Below are 16790 nucleotides of genomic sequence, written 5' to 3'. Positions count from 1 at the left end.
CTTCGTCAGGCGGCCAGTTTCGAAGCCGAACGCGGCCTACCCATCCGGCAGCTAGAAGACGCCGTCCACTGCTGGCAAGCGTTCGTACGCCGTCCAGGATGGCCTCTCTACCTGCCTGAGCCACACCTGCCCGGCTACGACATCTGGGATGACCGACTACTGATAGAGCGAGCCATCGGCGCTTTCGACAGACGAGCAGCACGGGAAATCGCGTCGATCGTCAAAGATGCCGACGCCGACTTCCTGGCACGCACCCTGCCCAACCCTCATGCTCCACGTGCCTGGCCGTGGTGGCGCCGCAGATGCCAAGACCTGGGCGACATCACACGTTCCATCACAGACGAATGATCGGCCGGACACGGCCTAGCTGAGCTTCGCAACCAGCTCGGACTCGGCCACGGACGCACCGCACCCAGCCCGGCACTGGCCCGGCATGCCCGGCTGGCGTTGAACAGCACCGTGACTGTGACGGAATTTGTGCTCGACACCTGGCAAGACCGGATCGAGCGAGGCACACTCACACCTCGCTCTCCATAAGTGGTTGTTTTTGAAGGCTGTTCTGCCCGCTGGGTGGAGTCCGGTGTTGCCGTCGGGGTTATGTGGGGGGCGTGGTGTGGTTGTTGGTGAAGATCCGGTTGAGGTGATGGTGGATTACCGCGATGGCCGACTCTGACGTCCGTTGGCCGACGAGGATGCTGGTGCCCATCGTGGCAGTCGTGGCGAGCAGGCTGATTGCTTCCGTACGTGCATCGACGGCTGGATCGGCCAGGGCGGTCTCCTGCGCCTGCTGGAGCAGTCCGGTCAGGGCGTTTTCGGCAGCGTCGGGGTTGTCGATGAAGGGCTGGGCGGCCAGTGCCTTGTCGGTGACGGAGAGGATCGCGTAGGAGCTGTACAGCAGGTGGAAAGTGCGGCTCTCGTCGTCGGTTGGCAGGGAGGCCAGCAGTAGTGCTTCCACCGTGGCGCGCGGGCCCGGGTCTGGGCCGGCGGCGGCCAGGCGGGCGCTCACACGCGTGGTGAAGCGGTCGGTGAGGTGCTTGAGGCCGTAGAAGAGCAGCTTCTCCTTGGTCTCGAAGTAGTACTGCACGAGTCGGAGGGATACGCCGGCCTCGGCTGCGACGTCGCGCATGCCGACGGCGTGCAGCCCTCGCCGCCCCGCGACTTGGATGAGCGCTTCGGCGATCTGGGTGCGCCGTTCCTCGTGGTCCACGCGCTTTGGCATCAGTGCTGTCTCCGGCAGTGGGTGGAGTGGGTGGTTCAGGGGCTTGCAGGCCGGCTCGGTCCGACATTTCCATGGTACCGCCGTATCAAGAACGTGGTACGTTCGTATCACGAAGAACAGATCTTCCTGGAGGTGCCCCGTGCCCAAGAACGCGACCCGAGTGCGACGTGACGTCGGCCGCTACGTGAGTGACGAGCTGCGCGACCGCTATTTCGCCGCCGCGGACGTGCTCTACGCGATGGGAGCACCCGCCCGTTCCGAGACGGACGTGGAGACGAGCTTCGGCACTACCCACGTCTACCGCTACGGTCCCACCGAACCCAAGGCCGAGTCCCGAACGCCGATCGTCCTGATCCACGGCGCCGGGTACAGCTCCGCCATGTGGTACCCCAACACCCCCGGGCTCAGCCTCGACCGCCCCGTCTACGCGCTCGACACCCCGGGCGACGCCAATCGCAGTGTCCACCGCGAGCCCATGTGGCAACCCGAGCGCGCTGCCCAGTGGATGGACGAAGCCCTCGACGCGCTCGGCCTCGACAAGGTCCACCTTGTCGGCTCCTCCTACGGCGGCTGGCTCGTCCTCAACCAGGCGCACCGCCGCTCCGAACGACTTGTCTCCGTCACCGCCCTCGACCCCGGCGGCCTGGAGAAAGTCGGCCTGCGCTTCTTCGCCTGGGTCTTCATCAGCCTGTTCGCCACCTTCGCCCCCAAGGCCCTGCGCCCCCGGCTCGCCAAGTGGCTGGACCAGCCGGTCATCGCCATCCCCGAGATGCGCAAGTGGATCCAGCTCGGCGCCCGCGCGTACCGAATCCGCCGCCCCGCACCCCTGCCGCTTGCCGAGGAAGCGCTGCGGTCCATCCGGACCCCGCTGTACTTGATCATGGGCAGGCACAGCCTGCTCGTGCACCCGAAGCGGCAGCTGGAGCGCGTACCGCGCCTGATACCCGGGGCCCGCGCCGAGATCATCACCGCGACCGGGCACGGCCCGCAGATCGACCACCCGGACGTGGTCAACGCCCGGATGCTGTCCTTCATGGAGGACGTCGACTCCCTCGACCCGGCAGGGACTCGGGGCGCCACGTGCGCATAGACGGGCAAGCAGCCGAGGCCCACGCGGACCGTCCAACAACGCATAACCGCTGCTCGACGGCAATGGTGCGTCGATGACCTTCGCGCGCTGGTATCTGTCGTGGCTTGAGGAAGCCGAACGTCAGTCGGCGTCAGCCAGTATCGCTTCCATCCGCCCGAGTCCTCCATGTTCGAGCGCTGCATCGGGCTCGCTTGGTGTTCCTGCTGCAGGGTCTACTCCGGCAACATGCTCTACGTTCCGCGGCAGCAAGTTCTTGTCGACCTCCTCGCCTCTCTTCCTCCTGAGCAGCGCGAGCGGCTCCTACGCTCGGAATCGCGAGTGATCGAGTTCCTGGACCGCCAGGCCCGAGGCGGCAGGGATTAGGGACGGCGGCAATCCGCTCGCCCGTCGTTTGCCCGACCGCGTACGGTCTGCGCATGACGAGGACCACGCCGGCCAGACCGGTGTCCGTGGAGGTCGTGTTCCCGGAGCTGGCCCACTACCGAGCTCGGACAACCCGGTTGCACCCTAGACCGGGGCAGCCCGGCATGCACGACAGTCACGTCGGCGGGCCGATGCTGTGGCCGGACAGCGAACCCTGGCCGCTCTGCCATGAGCCGCACCAGCGCGAGAGCGAGGGTTACGCACCGGAGGAGATCCGCAGCGCCCGGGCCGCAGGGGCCTGGCCGCCGAGCCGGCCATGGCCCCCCGCAGTAACTCCTGGACTGGACGGTCCGGTGCCCTTCGTGGGGCTGGCCCAGTTCTTCCACCGTGACATCCCGGGCCTTGCCTGCGGACCCGACAACGCGGACCTGGTGCAGCTCTTCCGCTGCCCCTTCACCCACGGCCCGCACCTGGAGCGCCGCTACCACCTGCGGTGGCGACTGGCTGGGCAAACCGAGCAAGCGGAACCCTTCCTCGCTGATCCGCCCCACCTGCCCCTGCTTCGATGGGAGCACGAACTGCCCCAGCCCTGCGTCCTGCACCCGGAGGAGGTGGACACCTACCCCTGGGCGGAGGACGACACGCTGCCCGCCTCGTTGATCGCGCGCATCGACGCGTGGGACGACACCCAGGTAGTGGAACACGGCCCCAACGCCCCCAGCTACCAGTACGACCTGTCGATCCCGCCCGGCTGGCGCGTCGGTGGCTTCCCCAGCTGGGCGTCAACGGGCCCGATGGCCATCGGCTGCGCGTCCTGCGCAACCCCCATGCGGCTGCTGCTGACGGCCGAGGGCTACGAGATGGACGCCGGCTCGCACAGCTGGGTGCCACTGGAGGACCGTGACCCGACCCTGAGCGGGAAGGCGTCGATCCGGGGTGGTCAATCCGTTGCCCAACCCACTCGGCTCCGCTTCGGCCGGGACCGGGACCTGCACGTTTTCACCTGCCCGGCCGACCCCGGACACCCGCCCCAGTGGGTGCTCGCCTAGCCAGGGCGTTTGACGGCTTCTCTGCACCAAGTCAAGTGGTCGGCCCGACGGGCCTTCACCGGTTTCTGGGTAAAAGCCAGTCGCCTGTGTCGCGATGGCGGCCGAGGCCGACTGCGGCGAACTCGTCGACGTGATCGCCCTTTGCGGCCCCGAGCCACCGCAGCGCCTGAGAGATAGGAGTGCCGGTCGTCGGCGACGGCCCCCCTTCGGCCAGGCGCAATGGGCCAAGGGCTACCTGGCCTGCATTCCAGACCTGGGCGGTCTGGGTTCCTGCCCCGCCGAAGTGGTCGGCCTCGATGTAGGCCACCGGTCCTGTCTCCGAGCACGTGGCCAGCAGGCGATCAAGGCCCGCCGGTGCCTTCCAGAACCCGTCGAGTTCGGATGCTCCAGCGACCGTGACCGCATCGAACAGCGCGTCGGTCATCGGCAGGAGCCAGAGGTGCTGGCCGAGAGGAACGATGCACGCCCCAGCCGTGGAACCGACCAACTCTCGGAGCACGGATTCGGTGGCGATGACCGCCTGCAGGCAATACATCCCCTCATTCTCGCCTGGCCGCTGATCGCGGCGCGATGCCGGGTATGCCGAGGTCGACCGGCGCGACCCTGGTGAGCCGACGGGTCTGGTTTCGCTTCTGCCGCAGGAAGGACAGGGTGAGGTCAATCCCTTCGATCTCACCGAGCCACTCCTCTGCTTCGGCCCGGGCCCGGCGGGCCAGAAGGTCGACCTCGATCTCGTCGAGGCGGGGCAGCATCTTTGGATTAATGTTGATCATGGGACATCTCAGGCAGGCGTGCTCATGCTGGCAAGGTGTCGAGTAGGGGCGGGCGCATCCTCCCAGTTCGACTTTGCGCTGGTCGAAGTGCTCCTCGAAGCCGAGCCATTCGGGTGCGGTGACCGGCCGGTACTCGTCGGTTGGCCTGGCCTGGCGGCGCCGGTCGAGGAATCCCTGGTAGTGCCGGACGACGTCCTCGTTGAACACGGCGACGTAGCCACGAGTTGTTTGAAGATCCAAATGCCCGAGTAGGGCTGCTCCGATGTGGATGGGGAGCCCGCTGTTGATCAGTTCAGTGGCCAGGAGCCGGCGAAAATCGTGCGGGGTGAAACTGGTCGCAAGGAAGCCGGGGTGCTGTTCGCCGAGCTCGACGCAGTGGCGCTTCAGCATGTTCACCACGGTGGTGTCCGACATGACCTCGTGCTTCGTGCCGATCTTGCGCTGGAACAAGAACGGCATGGGCGCACTGCTCTGACGTTCCTTCGGGTCGTAACGAGGCAACAGCGGGATGGTCTGGCCGCCGGTGGTGTGGCGGCGGACGATGGCCGCGATGACGGCGAACAACTCGGCGGACATCGGGATGACGCGTTCCCGGTCGCTCTTCGAGGGAGCGACCACCAGCAAGGCGATGACCTCGCCGTTGGGCCGTTGATACTGCCGGATGCTGAGATGGGTGAGTTCCAGGGCCTCCTCGATGCGCACGCCTGAGTGCCGCAGGACCTCAACGATCGCCCACTCCCAGAAGGCGGCGTCCTCGGCATGCGTGACGTTGATGTTCTTGCCGCTCCCCAGATCGAGGACGCGGACGTTCGCCAGCCCTCCGAGCCGGACGCGGCGTTCATCCACCCGGCTCCACAGGCGCTGATAGGTGCGGCCTTCCAGCGTGACGGTCTGCCCACCGGGCATTTCCGCAGCCTGCGCGAGCAGGTCACGGAGGTGGCCGTACCGGTTCTCCAGGTGTTCCAGGAGTGTGTTCAACAGCGGTTGCCGTTGCCTGGTGCGGTCGTCCATGCGTTCCTTGACGCGTCGTTTGCGGACCCCGTAACCGCGGACCTCGGCGTCCGAGACCGGACAGGGTGCCACCCAGATCGCCCACTGCTCGGGCTCCGCCGCTGCCCACGCCTGCAGATCGGCGTAGAAGGCGCGGACTGCCCGCAGGATGGGGTCGAAGTCGCGCCGCCCTTTGCCGTCCACGCGAATCGCGACCCGGTCCCGCCACCGCTGGTAGAGCTCGCCGTCGATGCGCAGGCCGGTCTGGTTGGGGGCAAGTTGTTCGACGGTCGCCCAGAAGTTGCTGGCCAGGTGGCGTGACAGGTTGTCCAGCGTCGAGTAGTCCAGTTCGGGCTTGCGTCGTTCCAGGTAGGCGACAAGCAGGTGGCGGACCCCGGTATTGCGGATCTTGTAGCGGTCGACTAGTTCTTCGACCGTCGACCGCCCGTTGAGCAGGGCCGCCTTCAGCGTCGCCGGCCCATGGGACGGGAAGTGGCCCATCGTGTAGAGCACTTGCCAGGCCAGGTGCCCGGGGAACCGGCTGCCGGCTCCGCGAGCCCCCAGGACCAGCCCCTGGCGGCGGCACTCCCATGCGTAGTGCAGGAATGCCTCGGGGGTCAGATCGGCCAGGGCGATGCCCTGCGTGGTGAGGGCGACCGCGATGTCGAACAGCGCGGTCCCGTGGTGAATCGGGTTCACCGGCGTGGCCTGGGTCTCAGCCCAAAACTTCTCCAATAGCGGGTCGTTCTGGGCGGCGAGGAAGCGCTGCCCGTAGTAGAGGAAGGTGTTCGACCGGAATGCCTCCAGTGAGGGCTGGATGATCCGCAGACACATCAGGCAGGCAGCGCCGGTGCCGATCTGGCTTCTCTCTCTGGGAGCCGATCTCAGTACCGAAACGGGGTTGCCGCCCTGGTTGAACCCGCTGGCCTCCCACCGCTCCTGCCAGGTCTCGCCCGGGAACTGGCTCAGGTGCTCCAGGAGGTCCCGGGCGCCGCGGCTCCGGTTCCATCGGTTGTCGGCCGACTTCGTCGGCCAGGTCGTGCGCACCGTCTGCGCGATGTCCTCGACGGAGGCGCGGGTCAGATCGCCTTGGGGACGCGGCGGGCCGCGCACGAATCCGTGCGTGTGGCAGTGGTCCCAGTACGCGGCCTGCCGCGGGCCGGGACACAGCCGGCACAAGAACGCCTGCGGCTGCGCGTTCTTCAGCAGCGACGCGTACAGCCGGCCGCGCAGGTGGTCCTGGTAGGGGCGGGCGACGCAGGCGGCGCAGGCGGGGCACAAGGTGGTGTAGCCGCTGCTGCTGGACGTGCGCCACTTCCAGACGTCCCCGGTGGTGTTGCAGCGGCTGCACCGGGCGGCCTGTTCGGCGCACTGAGCGGCGATCTGCTCCGCACGGTCCAGGAGGGCGGCGTAGGCGCGCGGGACACCGCAGGTGACCCGTGGCACGCCGATGCCGCCCGGCACCCGTTCCTGCGCGACGCGGTCGCGGCCTGGCTGAACGCCCCGCCCGGGGAGGGCTGGACGGTGGAGGCCTCGCGCGGCAAGGACCGGATGGCCGGGCACCTGGTGCACCCGCGCAACCCCGTCGGCCGGTGGCAGCGCGGCGACCAGCACACCGAGATCCGCAGTGTGGGGGAGTGGTTCGAGGTCGGCGACGCCGACCCCGCCACGGTGCGCGACGCGTTCGTGGAGTTGTGGAAGGCGCTGAAAATCCACTGGTCGGACGTGACGCTGATGGGCTCGCCGTCGCAGACCGGCCGTGACCTGTGGACCCGCACCATCCCGGCGAAGACGGGTGCGAAGTGGGCCGACGGGTACCCGGTGATGTCGGAGGAGATCCGCGGCCTCATGCACGCGACCGCCGGGCAGGGCCGCACCGAGCTGATCCTGCCCCCGGGCGTGCCGGAGCAGCTGCCGCGCCTGGTCGAGCTCGACCGCACCTTCGCCTACGCCAAGCACACCTGGGCCTCCGGCGTCGGCGCACCGCGCCGCATCACCCCGGCCGCGTTCGCGGCGATGTCGGACAAGGAGAAGACGAACGCGTTGTACGCGCCGTCGCACTGGCAGGTGCGGGTCACCGTCCCGGACGGCTGGGAGCACGTCGGGATCCTCCCGGCGCCGGCCGCAGGCGATCGGGCGTGGGAGTACCCGTCCCAGGGCGGGCGCACGTTCGTGACGTGGGCGGGCGGCGCGGAGCTGAACGTGGCGCTGAACAACCCGATCGCCCCGTGGCGGATCGAGATCCTGGACGGCCTGGTCTGGCAGTCCGGCGACCCGCTCAAGGCATGGTCCAAGAAGCTGAAGGACGCGTGGTCGCTGCTGCAGTCCAAGGCCGAGCTGCACGGCGACGAACGCGGCCGCGAAGCCGCCCGCCTCGCCTCGCGCGGCGTGCGCAGCATCCTGCTCTACGGCATCGGCGGCTTCGCGCAGCGCCCGCGGATCGTGACCGGCACCGTGCCGGTCGGGCAGGACGCCCCGGACGGCGCGCAGATCATCGGCATCGACGACGACACCATCGTGTGGCAGAAGAACAGCGGCTTCTCCCGCGACCCCAACGCGCACCCCGAATGGTCCGCCGGCGTCTGGTCCGGGGCCCGCGCCGCCCTGCTGTCGACCCGCATGCGCGAGGACGACGTGTCGGTCGGCGCCCTGCACCTGCCCGCCCGCACGGTCGTCGCCTTCCGTACCGACGCGATCTACACCACCGCCGACGTCGCCTGGCCGTACCACGGCAACCCCGGCGACTACCTGCGCAAGGGCCACATCCCGTGGGAGCTGGCCGCCCCCCGGTCGGAGGATGAGCTGCTGTCCCATCAGGCGATCGGCCGCGAGGCACTGGCCGAGATGCAGGAGGCCACCCGGTGAGTAGCGATGAGGACCGGGACGCGGTGGTGCTGCCGCTGATCCGGGACGATGACGGCCAGTTGTACGCACCCGCCCACGCGGTGAGTTCCTTCCTGCGCCGCATCGGCGCCGACTGGTCCGAGTGGGTCGAGGCCGGCGTCATGGCGGACCTGGACGGCGAGACGGTGGGGATCCTCGCGGCGTCCTTGGACGAACTGGCGGATCAGATCGACGTGCAGTGCATCGGCCACCACACCCGTCTGACGGAAGGACCGCAATGACGCCCCGACGCCGCCGCGGCGGCCCGGCCGCCCCCCAGCTGAACGAAGCCGCACGCTTGACCAACGAGCTGCTGGCCGCCGGCTACACCAGAAAGCAGGTCGGCGACATCATCGGCCGCAACTCCAGCCTGGTCAGCCAGTTCTTCACCAAGGACAAGGGCGCCGCGTTCGTCGCCGCGCTGCGCGACGTCGTTCAGGAGGTCCAGGCCGGCGGCGCGTCCGACGTCGCCGACCTCAAGCGGATCGCCGCTCCCAACGTGAAGCGGCGGCTGCTCAAGGCCAAGCCGGGCGAGACCAAGCCGCACCGGGCGCGGGTGCGTACCAAGGACATCGTCGGCACCCCCGGCAAGTCGGCCATGGCCCGCGCCGCCCGCCAACACATCGCCTCCGGCGCTTCCCGCCTGCGCCCGGTCGTGGCGAACACCGCGGCCGCCGAGGGCGGGAAGCTCGCGTTCACGGTGCGCGCGAAGAAGGGCGCCTTCACCCACTCAGCAGGTTCCCGCATCGACTCCCCGGGCCTGCGCCGCGGGGTAGTGCAGCGCAACGACGGCACCGAGGAACGCGCCTACGGAGCCAGCCCCGGGGCCGGACAAGGTGCCGGTGGGTTCGACGCGGCGGAATGGAAGGACAAGGTCGACGCGGCCGGCGGCGACGTCGCGGCCGCGGTACGCGGCTGGCTGGTCGAGACCGGCCGCCTGCAACCCGACGCACAGATCACCCACATCGAAGTCCGCGGCTGGAAGCCCAGCTGACGCTGGGGCAGGCCCCCGGCCCCTCGCAGGTTGGGGAGCTCCGAGGCGCCCCTGAAACGCTGTCGCACCCTGTGATCCGAGGCAGGAAGAGAGTGGTCGACGCTCGCACCTGGCTGGGATGCCCCGGCGCCTGGGGGGATGGGGCGCCGGGGTCGCAGCACGTAGGCCGCTCTCCCGCTGGAATGCCAGCGGGGCACTTCACAGTACTTCCGCCCGGTGCCGGCGCGTGCGGTTTCCCGCCGTCGACACCGGCCGCCTTCCCACGCGGGTGCGATGTCGGTTCTTCTCAGGATGAGGACCGCGCAGCGCGGTGGCCGTGATGCGTCTGCTGCGCCCTTGGCGGCCGTGGAAGCACGCCGTTCCTGTGCCCTCACGGTCGGCGCCTGTTTTGAATGTTCGGGGGTGGCAGCGGCTGCAATCTATAAAGTATTTTGTTCTGCTCCTTGCCGCCGGTGGTGATGATCCTGTCCTCGCCCTCCCCGGTATTTTCCGGTGTGATTGCGTATGGGATGCATGAGGGCTACAGTTGCCCGTCAAACGCGGGGGCCGCATATGCCGAAACCTCGTGCATTCGGTCACCTCGGTTCAAGCCATGGGGAGACGGGCAGCCGAGGAAATGTGTCGTCGTCACCCGGTCCTACCTGCCCCGATGCTGTGCGAGGGGCCCCGTCGCGCCTGGGGTTTCGGATGGCCGGAAGTGTCTTTCGGCTGCCGAAATTTGCCAGAAACCGCAGCTCGGCGCCTAGGCCATCAAGAATTTTCAGAAGTGGCGACTTTGCGTCGATATTCGTCGGTTGAATCAATGAATATTGGCTAAACGCCTAAATCCGACGGAGTTTTTCTACCGCAGGTGAGGTACCGCGCTGCCGGGTGAATATCGATGAAGATTGCACTCGTTATCCCATTACGAATATCTGGACAGGCGTGTCGTATGGAAGTAGCACAGAATCTCTCGGGCTGCCTGATGGCATGCGGCACGGAAAACTGTTCGAGGGAAATGATTCCTTTCTCGGTTCCGTGCCAACCTGATTTCGTGCTTCGGATCGACCCTCGCTTCACCTGAGCCAGAGGAACCCTGTGAACAGGAAACAGACCACCGCTCTCCTCGCCCTCCCGACTCTCTTCGCCGGGGCTGCACTCTTCCTCGGTGCTCCTGCCGGGGCCTCGGCCCTGGCCTGCACCGCGGGCACCGCGGGCGTCGCGGGTGCCAACGGCACCGCCCTGCATCCCGCCGGCTTTCCCGGGACCGCGGGTGGCGCTGCGACCGGGACCGGGGACTGCGCCGGTGGTGCGGGTGGCCCGGGCGGCAACGGTGTCCTGGGCGGGGTCGGGGGTGCGGGTGGCAACGGCGGCCTCGGTCTGGGCGGCGGCTCGGGCGGCGCGGGTGCTGTCGGTGGCAATGGCGGCCCCGATGGTGCGGCGGGCGGTAACGGCGGGACCGGTGCCACCGGCGGCCTCAACGGTGCGGGCGGCGCGGGCGGTGCCGGCGGTGCGGGCACCCGGGCCGCCGCGGGCGGCACCGGTGGCGCCGGCGGGAACTCCGGGGCCAACGCCGGAGCCGGCGGTAAGGGTGGCCTGGGTGGCGTCGGTGGATCCACCGGTGGTGCGGGCGGCAACGCGGGCAACGGCGGCATCGGCCACGGCGGCGGCATGGGCGGCAACGGCGGCGCCGGCGGCATCAACGCCTCCGGTAACGGCGGCAAGGGCGGCAATGCCGGAAACGGCGGCAACGGCAGCTCCGGCGGTGCTTACCCGGGCGGCGCGGCAGGCATCGGCGGAGCCGGCGGTGTGAGTTCCGGAGGCATCGCCAACGCCGGCGGCAACGGTGGTATCGGCGGCAACGGCGGCGTCAAGTCGGGTGCCAGCGCCGATGGCACCTGCGGTATCGGCGGCGCCGGCGGCAACGCCACCGGAGGCACACTCTTCCACGGCGGCACCGGGGGAACCGGCGGAACCTTCGGCTCCGGCAGCCCCTGCGCGAGCGGCGCCAACGGAACACCGTGACCCGCCCGCCCACCAGGCGCCCCACCCCATCACACCGCAAGGTCACCTGCTGACCTCCCGGGACGCGCCGCACCCTGACCCCCGTCACTGAGGGTCCGTGAACCGACTTTCGGTGAAGGCCCTTGCAGAGCGTTGCCGATCGCCTTTGCCCTGACTGGCGCGGAGGCCGGCGAACGCGAGGTCTGCCTGGGGTTGCTTGTCACCGGACCGGACCTGGTGGCTGCCTGGCCCGGGTACCGGCTGATCGCGACAGGAGCTGTGTAGGCCGCGACTTCACTCGGCCGGTGGGCCCCCGGAAGACGCCTGGTGAAGGCATCCTCCGGGGGCCTTTGCCGATTAACGGGTCCGATTGTTCAGCAGGGGAGGGTGGTGTGTCCGGCAGCTCCGGTGGAACCGGCGATGCCGTCCGCGGTCAGGGTGGCGGGGGTGCCGTTGCCGCCGGGCTGGCCGGGACACACCGGGCTTGCCGCGCCGCCGGCGCCGCCGATGCCGCCGGTGTGGGTGCCGCCGGCGGTGGACGCGCCGCCCTGCCCGCCCTGGCCGCCGGTGATGCCGGTACCGGCATCACCTACGCCGCCGACACCGCCCTTGCCGCCGGTGCCGCCCTGGTTGGCAGCACCTCCCGCGCCTCCCGCGCCGCCGTTGCCGTTGGATCCTCCCGCGCCTCCCGCGCCGCCTGCCCCGCCGGTGCTTCCCAGGCCGTCGCCGTTGCCACCGTCACCACCGACACCACCGTCGCCGTTCGCACCGGCCGCGCCCCCGGTACCGCCCAGGCCCCCGAGGCCGTTGTTGCTCCCCACGCCGTTGGCCCCGTTACCACCGGGGACACCGAGGGCGCCCAGGCTGACGGAGGTTAGGGAGCTGCCCCCGGAGGGGGCCGACGCGGACGCCAGGGTGGGGGAAGCGAGGCCGGCCACGGCGATCGCGCTGATCAGGAAGGTCCGAGCTACAACGGTGGTGCGCATGAGGTACGCCTTTCGGTTTGTGCGCTCGGGGATACTCCCCGACCGGCACACGTGCACCGTAGGCCGCAATGACCTCTCTCGCGTGCCACTTGATGATCAAATGTCTAGAAATAGGCAGATGCGTGGAACTTCGGCCTCAAATCTCTACGTTGGGGGCACGCAAGGCCGGCACGATCTCCTGCCGAACCGTTTCCTCAGTTCCTTGCCCACCTGGGGATACCCCCCGACGGAACTGCCCTCTCGTTCGGGTTGCCGCGATGCATGATGCGGGCCAGCCCGCGCACGGCCCCGAAGGAGACCGGTTCCTCGATCTAGAAGGCCGGACCGAGGCTCTCCCGCTCGGTGGGCACCGCCTCGTACGCCTGGCCTTCGATCGGCTCGCACCGGCTCGCCGGCGCGGCGAAGTCGATGGGCGCGGGCTTGTCGACCAGGCGGCCGCGCTGCTCGCTCGCGAAGTACAACGTGCCGACGGTGACGCAGGACATCATCAGGCATCTGGTTGCAGCAGTGAGGGCATAGCCGTCCGCACGCTGCTTCAGCGGCCGTCAGACATCGCCTGCTGCCGCGGTATCCGGCCCGGATCGGCGGAGGGGGCCGGCATCGGCGCGCCTCCCTTCTCCGCTTTGACACGGCCGGTACGCTCAAGGCCGCCCGCAGCGCAGCGAGGACTAAGGTCTGGAGCGCTCCGGACGCGCCGCGGCTGACCCAGCATCTGATTCCCCTCTCCGCCCACGCGTTGGGCCTGCTGGACAGCCCCGAGCCGCCTTCCCCGGCCCCGGCGACCGACGCCGCCTGCGGGCATCGGCGGAACCGCTGGGCAGCGGTCCTGCCGATCGGCCAACGCGTGCCGCGCATGTGTCCCGTGCCGGGCGCGCCGCGCGCTCCCGCACGCGAGAGAGAGGAGCCTCTCCCCGGTAGACCGGGAAGAGGTGTCGATTCGGCGGGGCCGGTTGCACTCGCCCGGTGACCTGCACCGATACCCGGTCGGTGGGGAGGGGCGGTTGAACCGGCTGCGAAACCGCGTACGAAACCGGCTGCGGAATTGTCGGTGGACCCGTGGGTAGAACTGTCGGTGGACCCGTGGGTGAAACCTTCCGCGATACCGGTCCGGCGGGTGGTTGCACTTGTCCGGGCGGGGCGGTTGCACCGCGGAGTGGCCGGACGGGCGTGGCCGGTGATCCGCAGATTGCACCCCCTTGTCCTTCCGTGCTTTGGCAGGCGAAGACCCCCCTTGCCCTCCTTCGGATCAACGGGCCCGGTCGGCCGCCGTCGTGACAGGTTGTTCTGGCTCCGACAGGCGTTCGGCCAGCCGGCCGGGGCCCGGCCGGCTTCGCCGTGTACGTCAACGTTCTCGCGTGTACGTCACCGGTTTCACGTACCGCCGGCCCCGGATCGCACGGGGCGGTTCCGTCGAACCTGCCCGGGTCCGGGGCGGGTACCGGCAAGCTGGTGAGGCAGTCAGCCGCGTCGTGGAAGGGCCCGTTCGTGAGCGATGATCCGGTGTTGAGCACCGCGCAGATTCACGCCTGTCTGCGCACGATCGGGGTGGAACTCCCGGTGCCGGACCCGATGCCGCGGGCGGTCGCGCTGGGGATGCTGCTGTACTGCGTGGAGTCCGCCGCGACTATCGACACCGACCGCTTGGACCTGGAGGCGGTCCGCGAGGGCTACGTCGCCGGGATCAGCAACACGCTGCGCGCGGACGGCGACGGACCCGAGGCGTTGGGCGGGGTGTGGTCGCGGCTGCTGCAGGCCCGGGTGAACCGCACGCTGACCGACCTGGCCGCCACCCAGACCGACGACGACGGTGACGGCTACACGGTGGCGCCGGCGGTCAACCACCTCCTGGACGCCGCCCAGGCGCTGCTGTCCACCAGCAACCCGCCCGCGGACCTGCCCCCGCACCAGCAGCTGCACGGCGTACGGAACGCGCTGCGCACCGCCCGCCGGGAAGTCCAGGCCGCCCGGCAGCAGATCGAGGATGGGCGCAAGGTGCTGCGGTCCCTCGGCCTGGAGCCCTGAACGTGCCAGCTCCGGCACTGCGCGCGGCGCGCCGGCCTGCCCGGAGTGGGGAACCAACCACGGGCTCCGCTGGAACTCACCACGTCCCGGCCGGGAGCGATTGCGCAGCGGCGCAGGCGCCGCTGCGCAACCACCGCAGATGCGCAATGGCTACTGCGCATGAGGTCTGACCTGCTGTGATGGGTGGAACTAACCATGGAGCCGCTGGAAACTCACCATGGTTCGCGGCTGGACTAACCACCGGTTGCGCATACGCGCTGGTCGCCGTTGGCGATGAGTCGATGACCGTCGGCGATGGCTGCGCAGTGGCCCGGGTCACTGCGCAGCGGGGCGCAAAAGCGGCGAAAGCATCGACGCCCCGCGCCCGGCCGGCTGCGGCTAGATGGCGCGGCTCAGGGGCCGGTCGGGGCGGCAGACAGTGCAGGGTGCGGCGTCGGGCTGCGCGAGGGTGGTGCGGGCCTGCTCGGTGGTGGCGGGGTGGGAGATGTCGCGGACGGCGCGGCAGTCGCCGCGGTGCACGAGGCGCGCCGGCCCGCGCTCGGGCCCGAAGTACACCGGCTCCTCGATCCGCCAGACCGGGGCGACGCCGTGCCGATCCGTGGGGACCGTGTCGTACGCCTGGCCATCGATCGGCTCGCACCGGCTCGCCGGTGCGGTGAAGTCGACGGGCGCGGGCGCGTCGATCAGGCGGCCGCGCTGCTCGGTGGCGGAAGGGAGGTGGATCTGCAGCCGGTACCACCAGGTCCCGTCGCGTTCCTTGCGGCGCCCCTTCACCACGGCGTAGAGCTCCTGGCCGTCGTGCAGCCGCACCCGCACCAGCGGCCCGTCGGCCGCCGGCAGATCCGCCGCTTGCTCCCCGTCCCGCTCGCTGCTCACCGTTCCAACCTCAGACGATTCCCGGGTGGAACGCCGGTCGGCGACCGGCCGGGCGGGTGTTCCACGGACATCACTACCGCAGGTCACGGTGCCGGGAACGCGGTACAGCGTCGCGGTGGGGGCCAGGCCCGGGTAGGTGGGCGGTTGCCCAAGTGCTTGCACCGGACCCGTTCGCACCAAATGGAAAAGATATGGAAGGGCATGGAACGGTAGATACGGCAGATATCTGAGATGAATTGGGCAAACCAGTGGGGCAAGGGGTTGGAACGGGCGGAAACGGACACCCGTGGAATCGTGGAACGCTCGGACGGTTCCACGGTGGAACACCTCGGTGGGCCCGATGCAGCCGGCCTCAGGAGGTGTGGTGGCCCCAGTCGGGGCAGTGGGCCTGGTGGGTGTGGGTGATGACGACGGTACCGCCGATACTGACGCGCCGGGTTCGGGTGGCCTGGCAGCAGGAGCGCTCGGCGGTAGGGGCTGGCGGTTCCGGCAGGGCCACCGGGGCCACCGGCAGGTGAGGCAGCGGCACGACGACGGGGGCGCGGGGCGCCGGCTCGTCGGGGCTGACGCCCAGCGCGATGGCGCGGGCACGTTGTCGGCTGCGGCGTCGGTTGTTCATACATCCCAGGATGCCGTCGCGGCCCGCCCCCGGTGAGTAGAAGGGCGCCTGCGTGGCGTGGAAGCGGCGAACGCCCAGAGCCTCACGCTGGGCAACCTCTCAGCTCTCGGATGACCTGGGAGGCGCCGGGAGCTGGGAGCCGGGACGGTTCCTGAATATCGGGGATGTCTGGGAGATGGGGGCCGCGTTCTGCCTGGTGGTGATGGTGCTGGGAGGTGGTCTGGGAGTCTGGGAGCTGCTCCGGCGCAGGCTCACGCTCCGTGCGCGGACACTCTGTTGTCCCGCGCCACGATCGGCGTGCGCGGACGTTTCGCGGCGGGTTTCGCGGCAGGTTTCGTGATGGGTTTCGCCGGAGGTTTCGCGGCAGGTTTTACCGGTGCAGCGCCGTTGCACCACATCCGGCCTGGTCAGGCTAGGAGTGCAACCGGGCGGCGCGTGCCGACACCTCTTCCCTGTGAAGGGGAGAGGTGTTCTTGCTTCCTCACTCTCGCCGGCGGGGCGGTAGCCGGCTCGCCGGTACGGAAGCTGAGCAATCCCTGTTTGATTCCCAATCGAACGGTTTGGCTCCAATTGGAGCCAAACCGTTCGATCGTCGTTGACCGGCGTGGAGACGCCGGTGAAGTGCACAATGGACGGGATGCTGAACGGCGGCGCTCCCGGGCCGGGTTCGGCCGCGGTCACCGTGGGCACCGCGGTGACCACGCCGCAGCGGAAGTGCTCGCCCGGCATGGTGCGCGGCGAGCGGGACCAGGCGGCGGTAGTGATGGAGCTGCTGACCGGCGGGGCCGTGTCGGCCGGCTCCCAAGATTCCTCCCGCGGCTTCTACCGTTTCTGCACCCGTGACTACTACCGACAGCAGCGCGCGGCGATCCGGTGTTTCTGCAGTTCAGACCCCTTGACCTGGCATCACTGGAAACCCTGACAACCCTCTTGCCTCCCACCC

General features: G+C 69.4%; 16 protein-coding genes and 2 pseudogenes. 11 read left to right on the top strand and 7 right to left on the bottom strand.

Features of this window, described 5'->3' with window-relative positions:
• The coding region (locus C6N31_RS44670; RefSeq protein WP_232486220.1) for a hypothetical protein at window positions 1-348 on the top strand (348 nt) is incomplete at its 5' end.
• Between the two features lie 18 nt (window positions 349-366).
• Window positions 367-537, top strand: a pseudogene (locus tag C6N31_RS46275) (abortive infection family protein); the annotation flags it as partial.
• A gap of 58 nt (window positions 538-595) precedes the next feature.
• Here C6N31_RS46275 and C6N31_RS39710 read toward each other — a convergent pair.
• Window positions 596-1219 carry a TetR/AcrR family transcriptional regulator gene (locus C6N31_RS39710; protein WP_198359426.1) on the bottom strand — a complete coding sequence of 208 codons (624 nt, stop codon included), beginning with the start codon at window positions 1217-1219 and terminating at the stop codon, window positions 596-598.
• Window positions 1220-1358: 139 nt separating this feature from the next.
• Here C6N31_RS39710 and C6N31_RS39705 point away from each other — a divergent pair, with 139 nt between their 5' ends.
• On the top strand, window positions 1359-2309 hold the full coding sequence (locus C6N31_RS39705; protein WP_198359425.1) for an alpha/beta fold hydrolase: 951 nt from the start codon (window positions 1359-1361) through the stop codon (window positions 2307-2309).
• 443 nt (window positions 2310-2752) lie between these two features.
• Entirely contained in the window at window positions 2753-3721 is a 969-nt protein-coding gene (locus C6N31_RS39700; protein ID WP_198359430.1) for a hypothetical protein, read from the top strand.
• Between the two features lie 55 nt (window positions 3722-3776).
• On the opposite strand, the gene C6N31_RS39695 is transcribed toward C6N31_RS39700, so the two are convergent.
• Complete coding sequence (locus C6N31_RS39695) at window positions 3777-4256, bottom strand: hypothetical protein (protein WP_198359424.1); 480 nt, start codon at window positions 4254-4256, stop codon at window positions 3777-3779.
• A 4-nt stretch (window positions 4257-4260) separates the two neighbouring features.
• On the bottom strand, window positions 4261-6948 hold the full coding sequence (locus tag C6N31_RS39690; RefSeq protein WP_307811591.1) for a tyrosine-type recombinase/integrase: 2688 nt from the start codon (window positions 6946-6948) through the stop codon (window positions 4261-4263).
• A gap of 60 nt (window positions 6949-7008) precedes the next feature.
• On the opposite strand from C6N31_RS39690, the gene C6N31_RS39685 reads away from it, so the two are divergent.
• The 5 genes and pseudogenes from C6N31_RS39685 to C6N31_RS47080 form a co-directional block, all read left to right on the top strand.
• Window positions 7009-8349, top strand: coding sequence for a hypothetical protein (locus C6N31_RS39685; RefSeq protein WP_198359423.1), 1341 nt, complete (start codon window positions 7009-7011; stop codon window positions 8347-8349).
• Window positions 8346-8609, top strand: coding sequence for a DUF6213 family protein (locus C6N31_RS39680; protein ID WP_269288863.1), 264 nt, complete (start codon window positions 8346-8348; stop codon window positions 8607-8609). Before C6N31_RS39685 ends, C6N31_RS39680 begins: the two co-directional genes overlap by 4 nt.
• Window positions 8606-9361 carry a hypothetical protein gene (locus C6N31_RS39675; RefSeq protein WP_198359422.1) on the top strand — a complete coding sequence of 252 codons (756 nt, stop codon included), beginning with the start codon at window positions 8606-8608 and terminating at the stop codon, window positions 9359-9361. The genes C6N31_RS39680 and C6N31_RS39675 overlap by 4 nt, the downstream gene beginning before the upstream one ends.
• 1077 nt (window positions 9362-10438) lie before the next feature.
• Complete coding sequence (locus tag C6N31_RS39670; protein ID WP_198359421.1) at window positions 10439-11365, top strand: hypothetical protein; 927 nt, start codon at window positions 10439-10441, stop codon at window positions 11363-11365.
• A 126-nt stretch (window positions 11366-11491) separates the two neighbouring features.
• A pseudogene (locus C6N31_RS47080) lies at window positions 11492-11611 on the top strand (IS982 family transposase); the annotation flags it as partial.
• A 107-nt stretch (window positions 11612-11718) separates the two neighbouring features.
• Here the strand turns inward: C6N31_RS47080 and C6N31_RS39665 are convergent.
• Entirely contained in the window at window positions 11719-12330 is a 612-nt protein-coding gene (locus C6N31_RS39665) for a hypothetical protein (RefSeq protein ID WP_198359420.1), read from the bottom strand.
• Window positions 12331-12641: 311 nt separating this feature from the next.
• Window positions 12642-12818, bottom strand: coding sequence for a hypothetical protein (locus C6N31_RS39660; protein WP_198359419.1), 177 nt, complete (start codon window positions 12816-12818; stop codon window positions 12642-12644).
• Between the two features lie 1015 nt (window positions 12819-13833).
• On the opposite strand from C6N31_RS39660, the gene C6N31_RS39655 reads away from it, so the two are divergent.
• Window positions 13834-14352 carry an MCP four helix bundle domain-containing protein gene (locus C6N31_RS39655; RefSeq protein ID WP_198359418.1) on the top strand — a complete coding sequence of 173 codons (519 nt, stop codon included), beginning with the start codon at window positions 13834-13836 and terminating at the stop codon, window positions 14350-14352.
• 378 nt (window positions 14353-14730) lie between these two features.
• Here the strand turns inward: C6N31_RS39655 and C6N31_RS39650 are convergent, their stop codons facing one another.
• Together C6N31_RS39650 and C6N31_RS39645 are read right to left on the bottom strand one after the other, a co-directional pair.
• The gene (locus tag C6N31_RS39650) at window positions 14731-15228 is read right to left on the bottom strand and encodes a DUF6233 domain-containing protein (protein ID WP_198359416.1); all 498 of its coding nucleotides are present in this window, start codon (window positions 15226-15228) and stop codon (window positions 14731-14733) included.
• A gap of 352 nt (window positions 15229-15580) precedes the next feature.
• Window positions 15581-15847 carry a hypothetical protein gene (locus C6N31_RS39645; RefSeq protein WP_198359415.1) on the bottom strand — a complete coding sequence of 89 codons (267 nt, stop codon included), beginning with the start codon at window positions 15845-15847 and terminating at the stop codon, window positions 15581-15583.
• Window positions 15848-16484: 637 nt separating this feature from the next.
• Here C6N31_RS39645 and C6N31_RS39640 point away from each other — a divergent pair.
• Window positions 16485-16769 (top strand): hypothetical protein, encoded by a 285-nt coding sequence (locus C6N31_RS39640; RefSeq protein ID WP_198359413.1) that lies wholly within the window; start codon window positions 16485-16487, stop codon window positions 16767-16769.
• Window positions 16770-16790: the final 21 nt, after the last annotated feature.

Source organism: Streptomyces fildesensis, assembly GCF_016107395.1.
Taxonomy (GTDB): domain Bacteria; phylum Actinomycetota; class Actinomycetes; order Streptomycetales; family Streptomycetaceae; genus Actinacidiphila; species Actinacidiphila fildesensis.
This window is presented reverse-complemented; position numbering and strand designations above follow the sequence as displayed.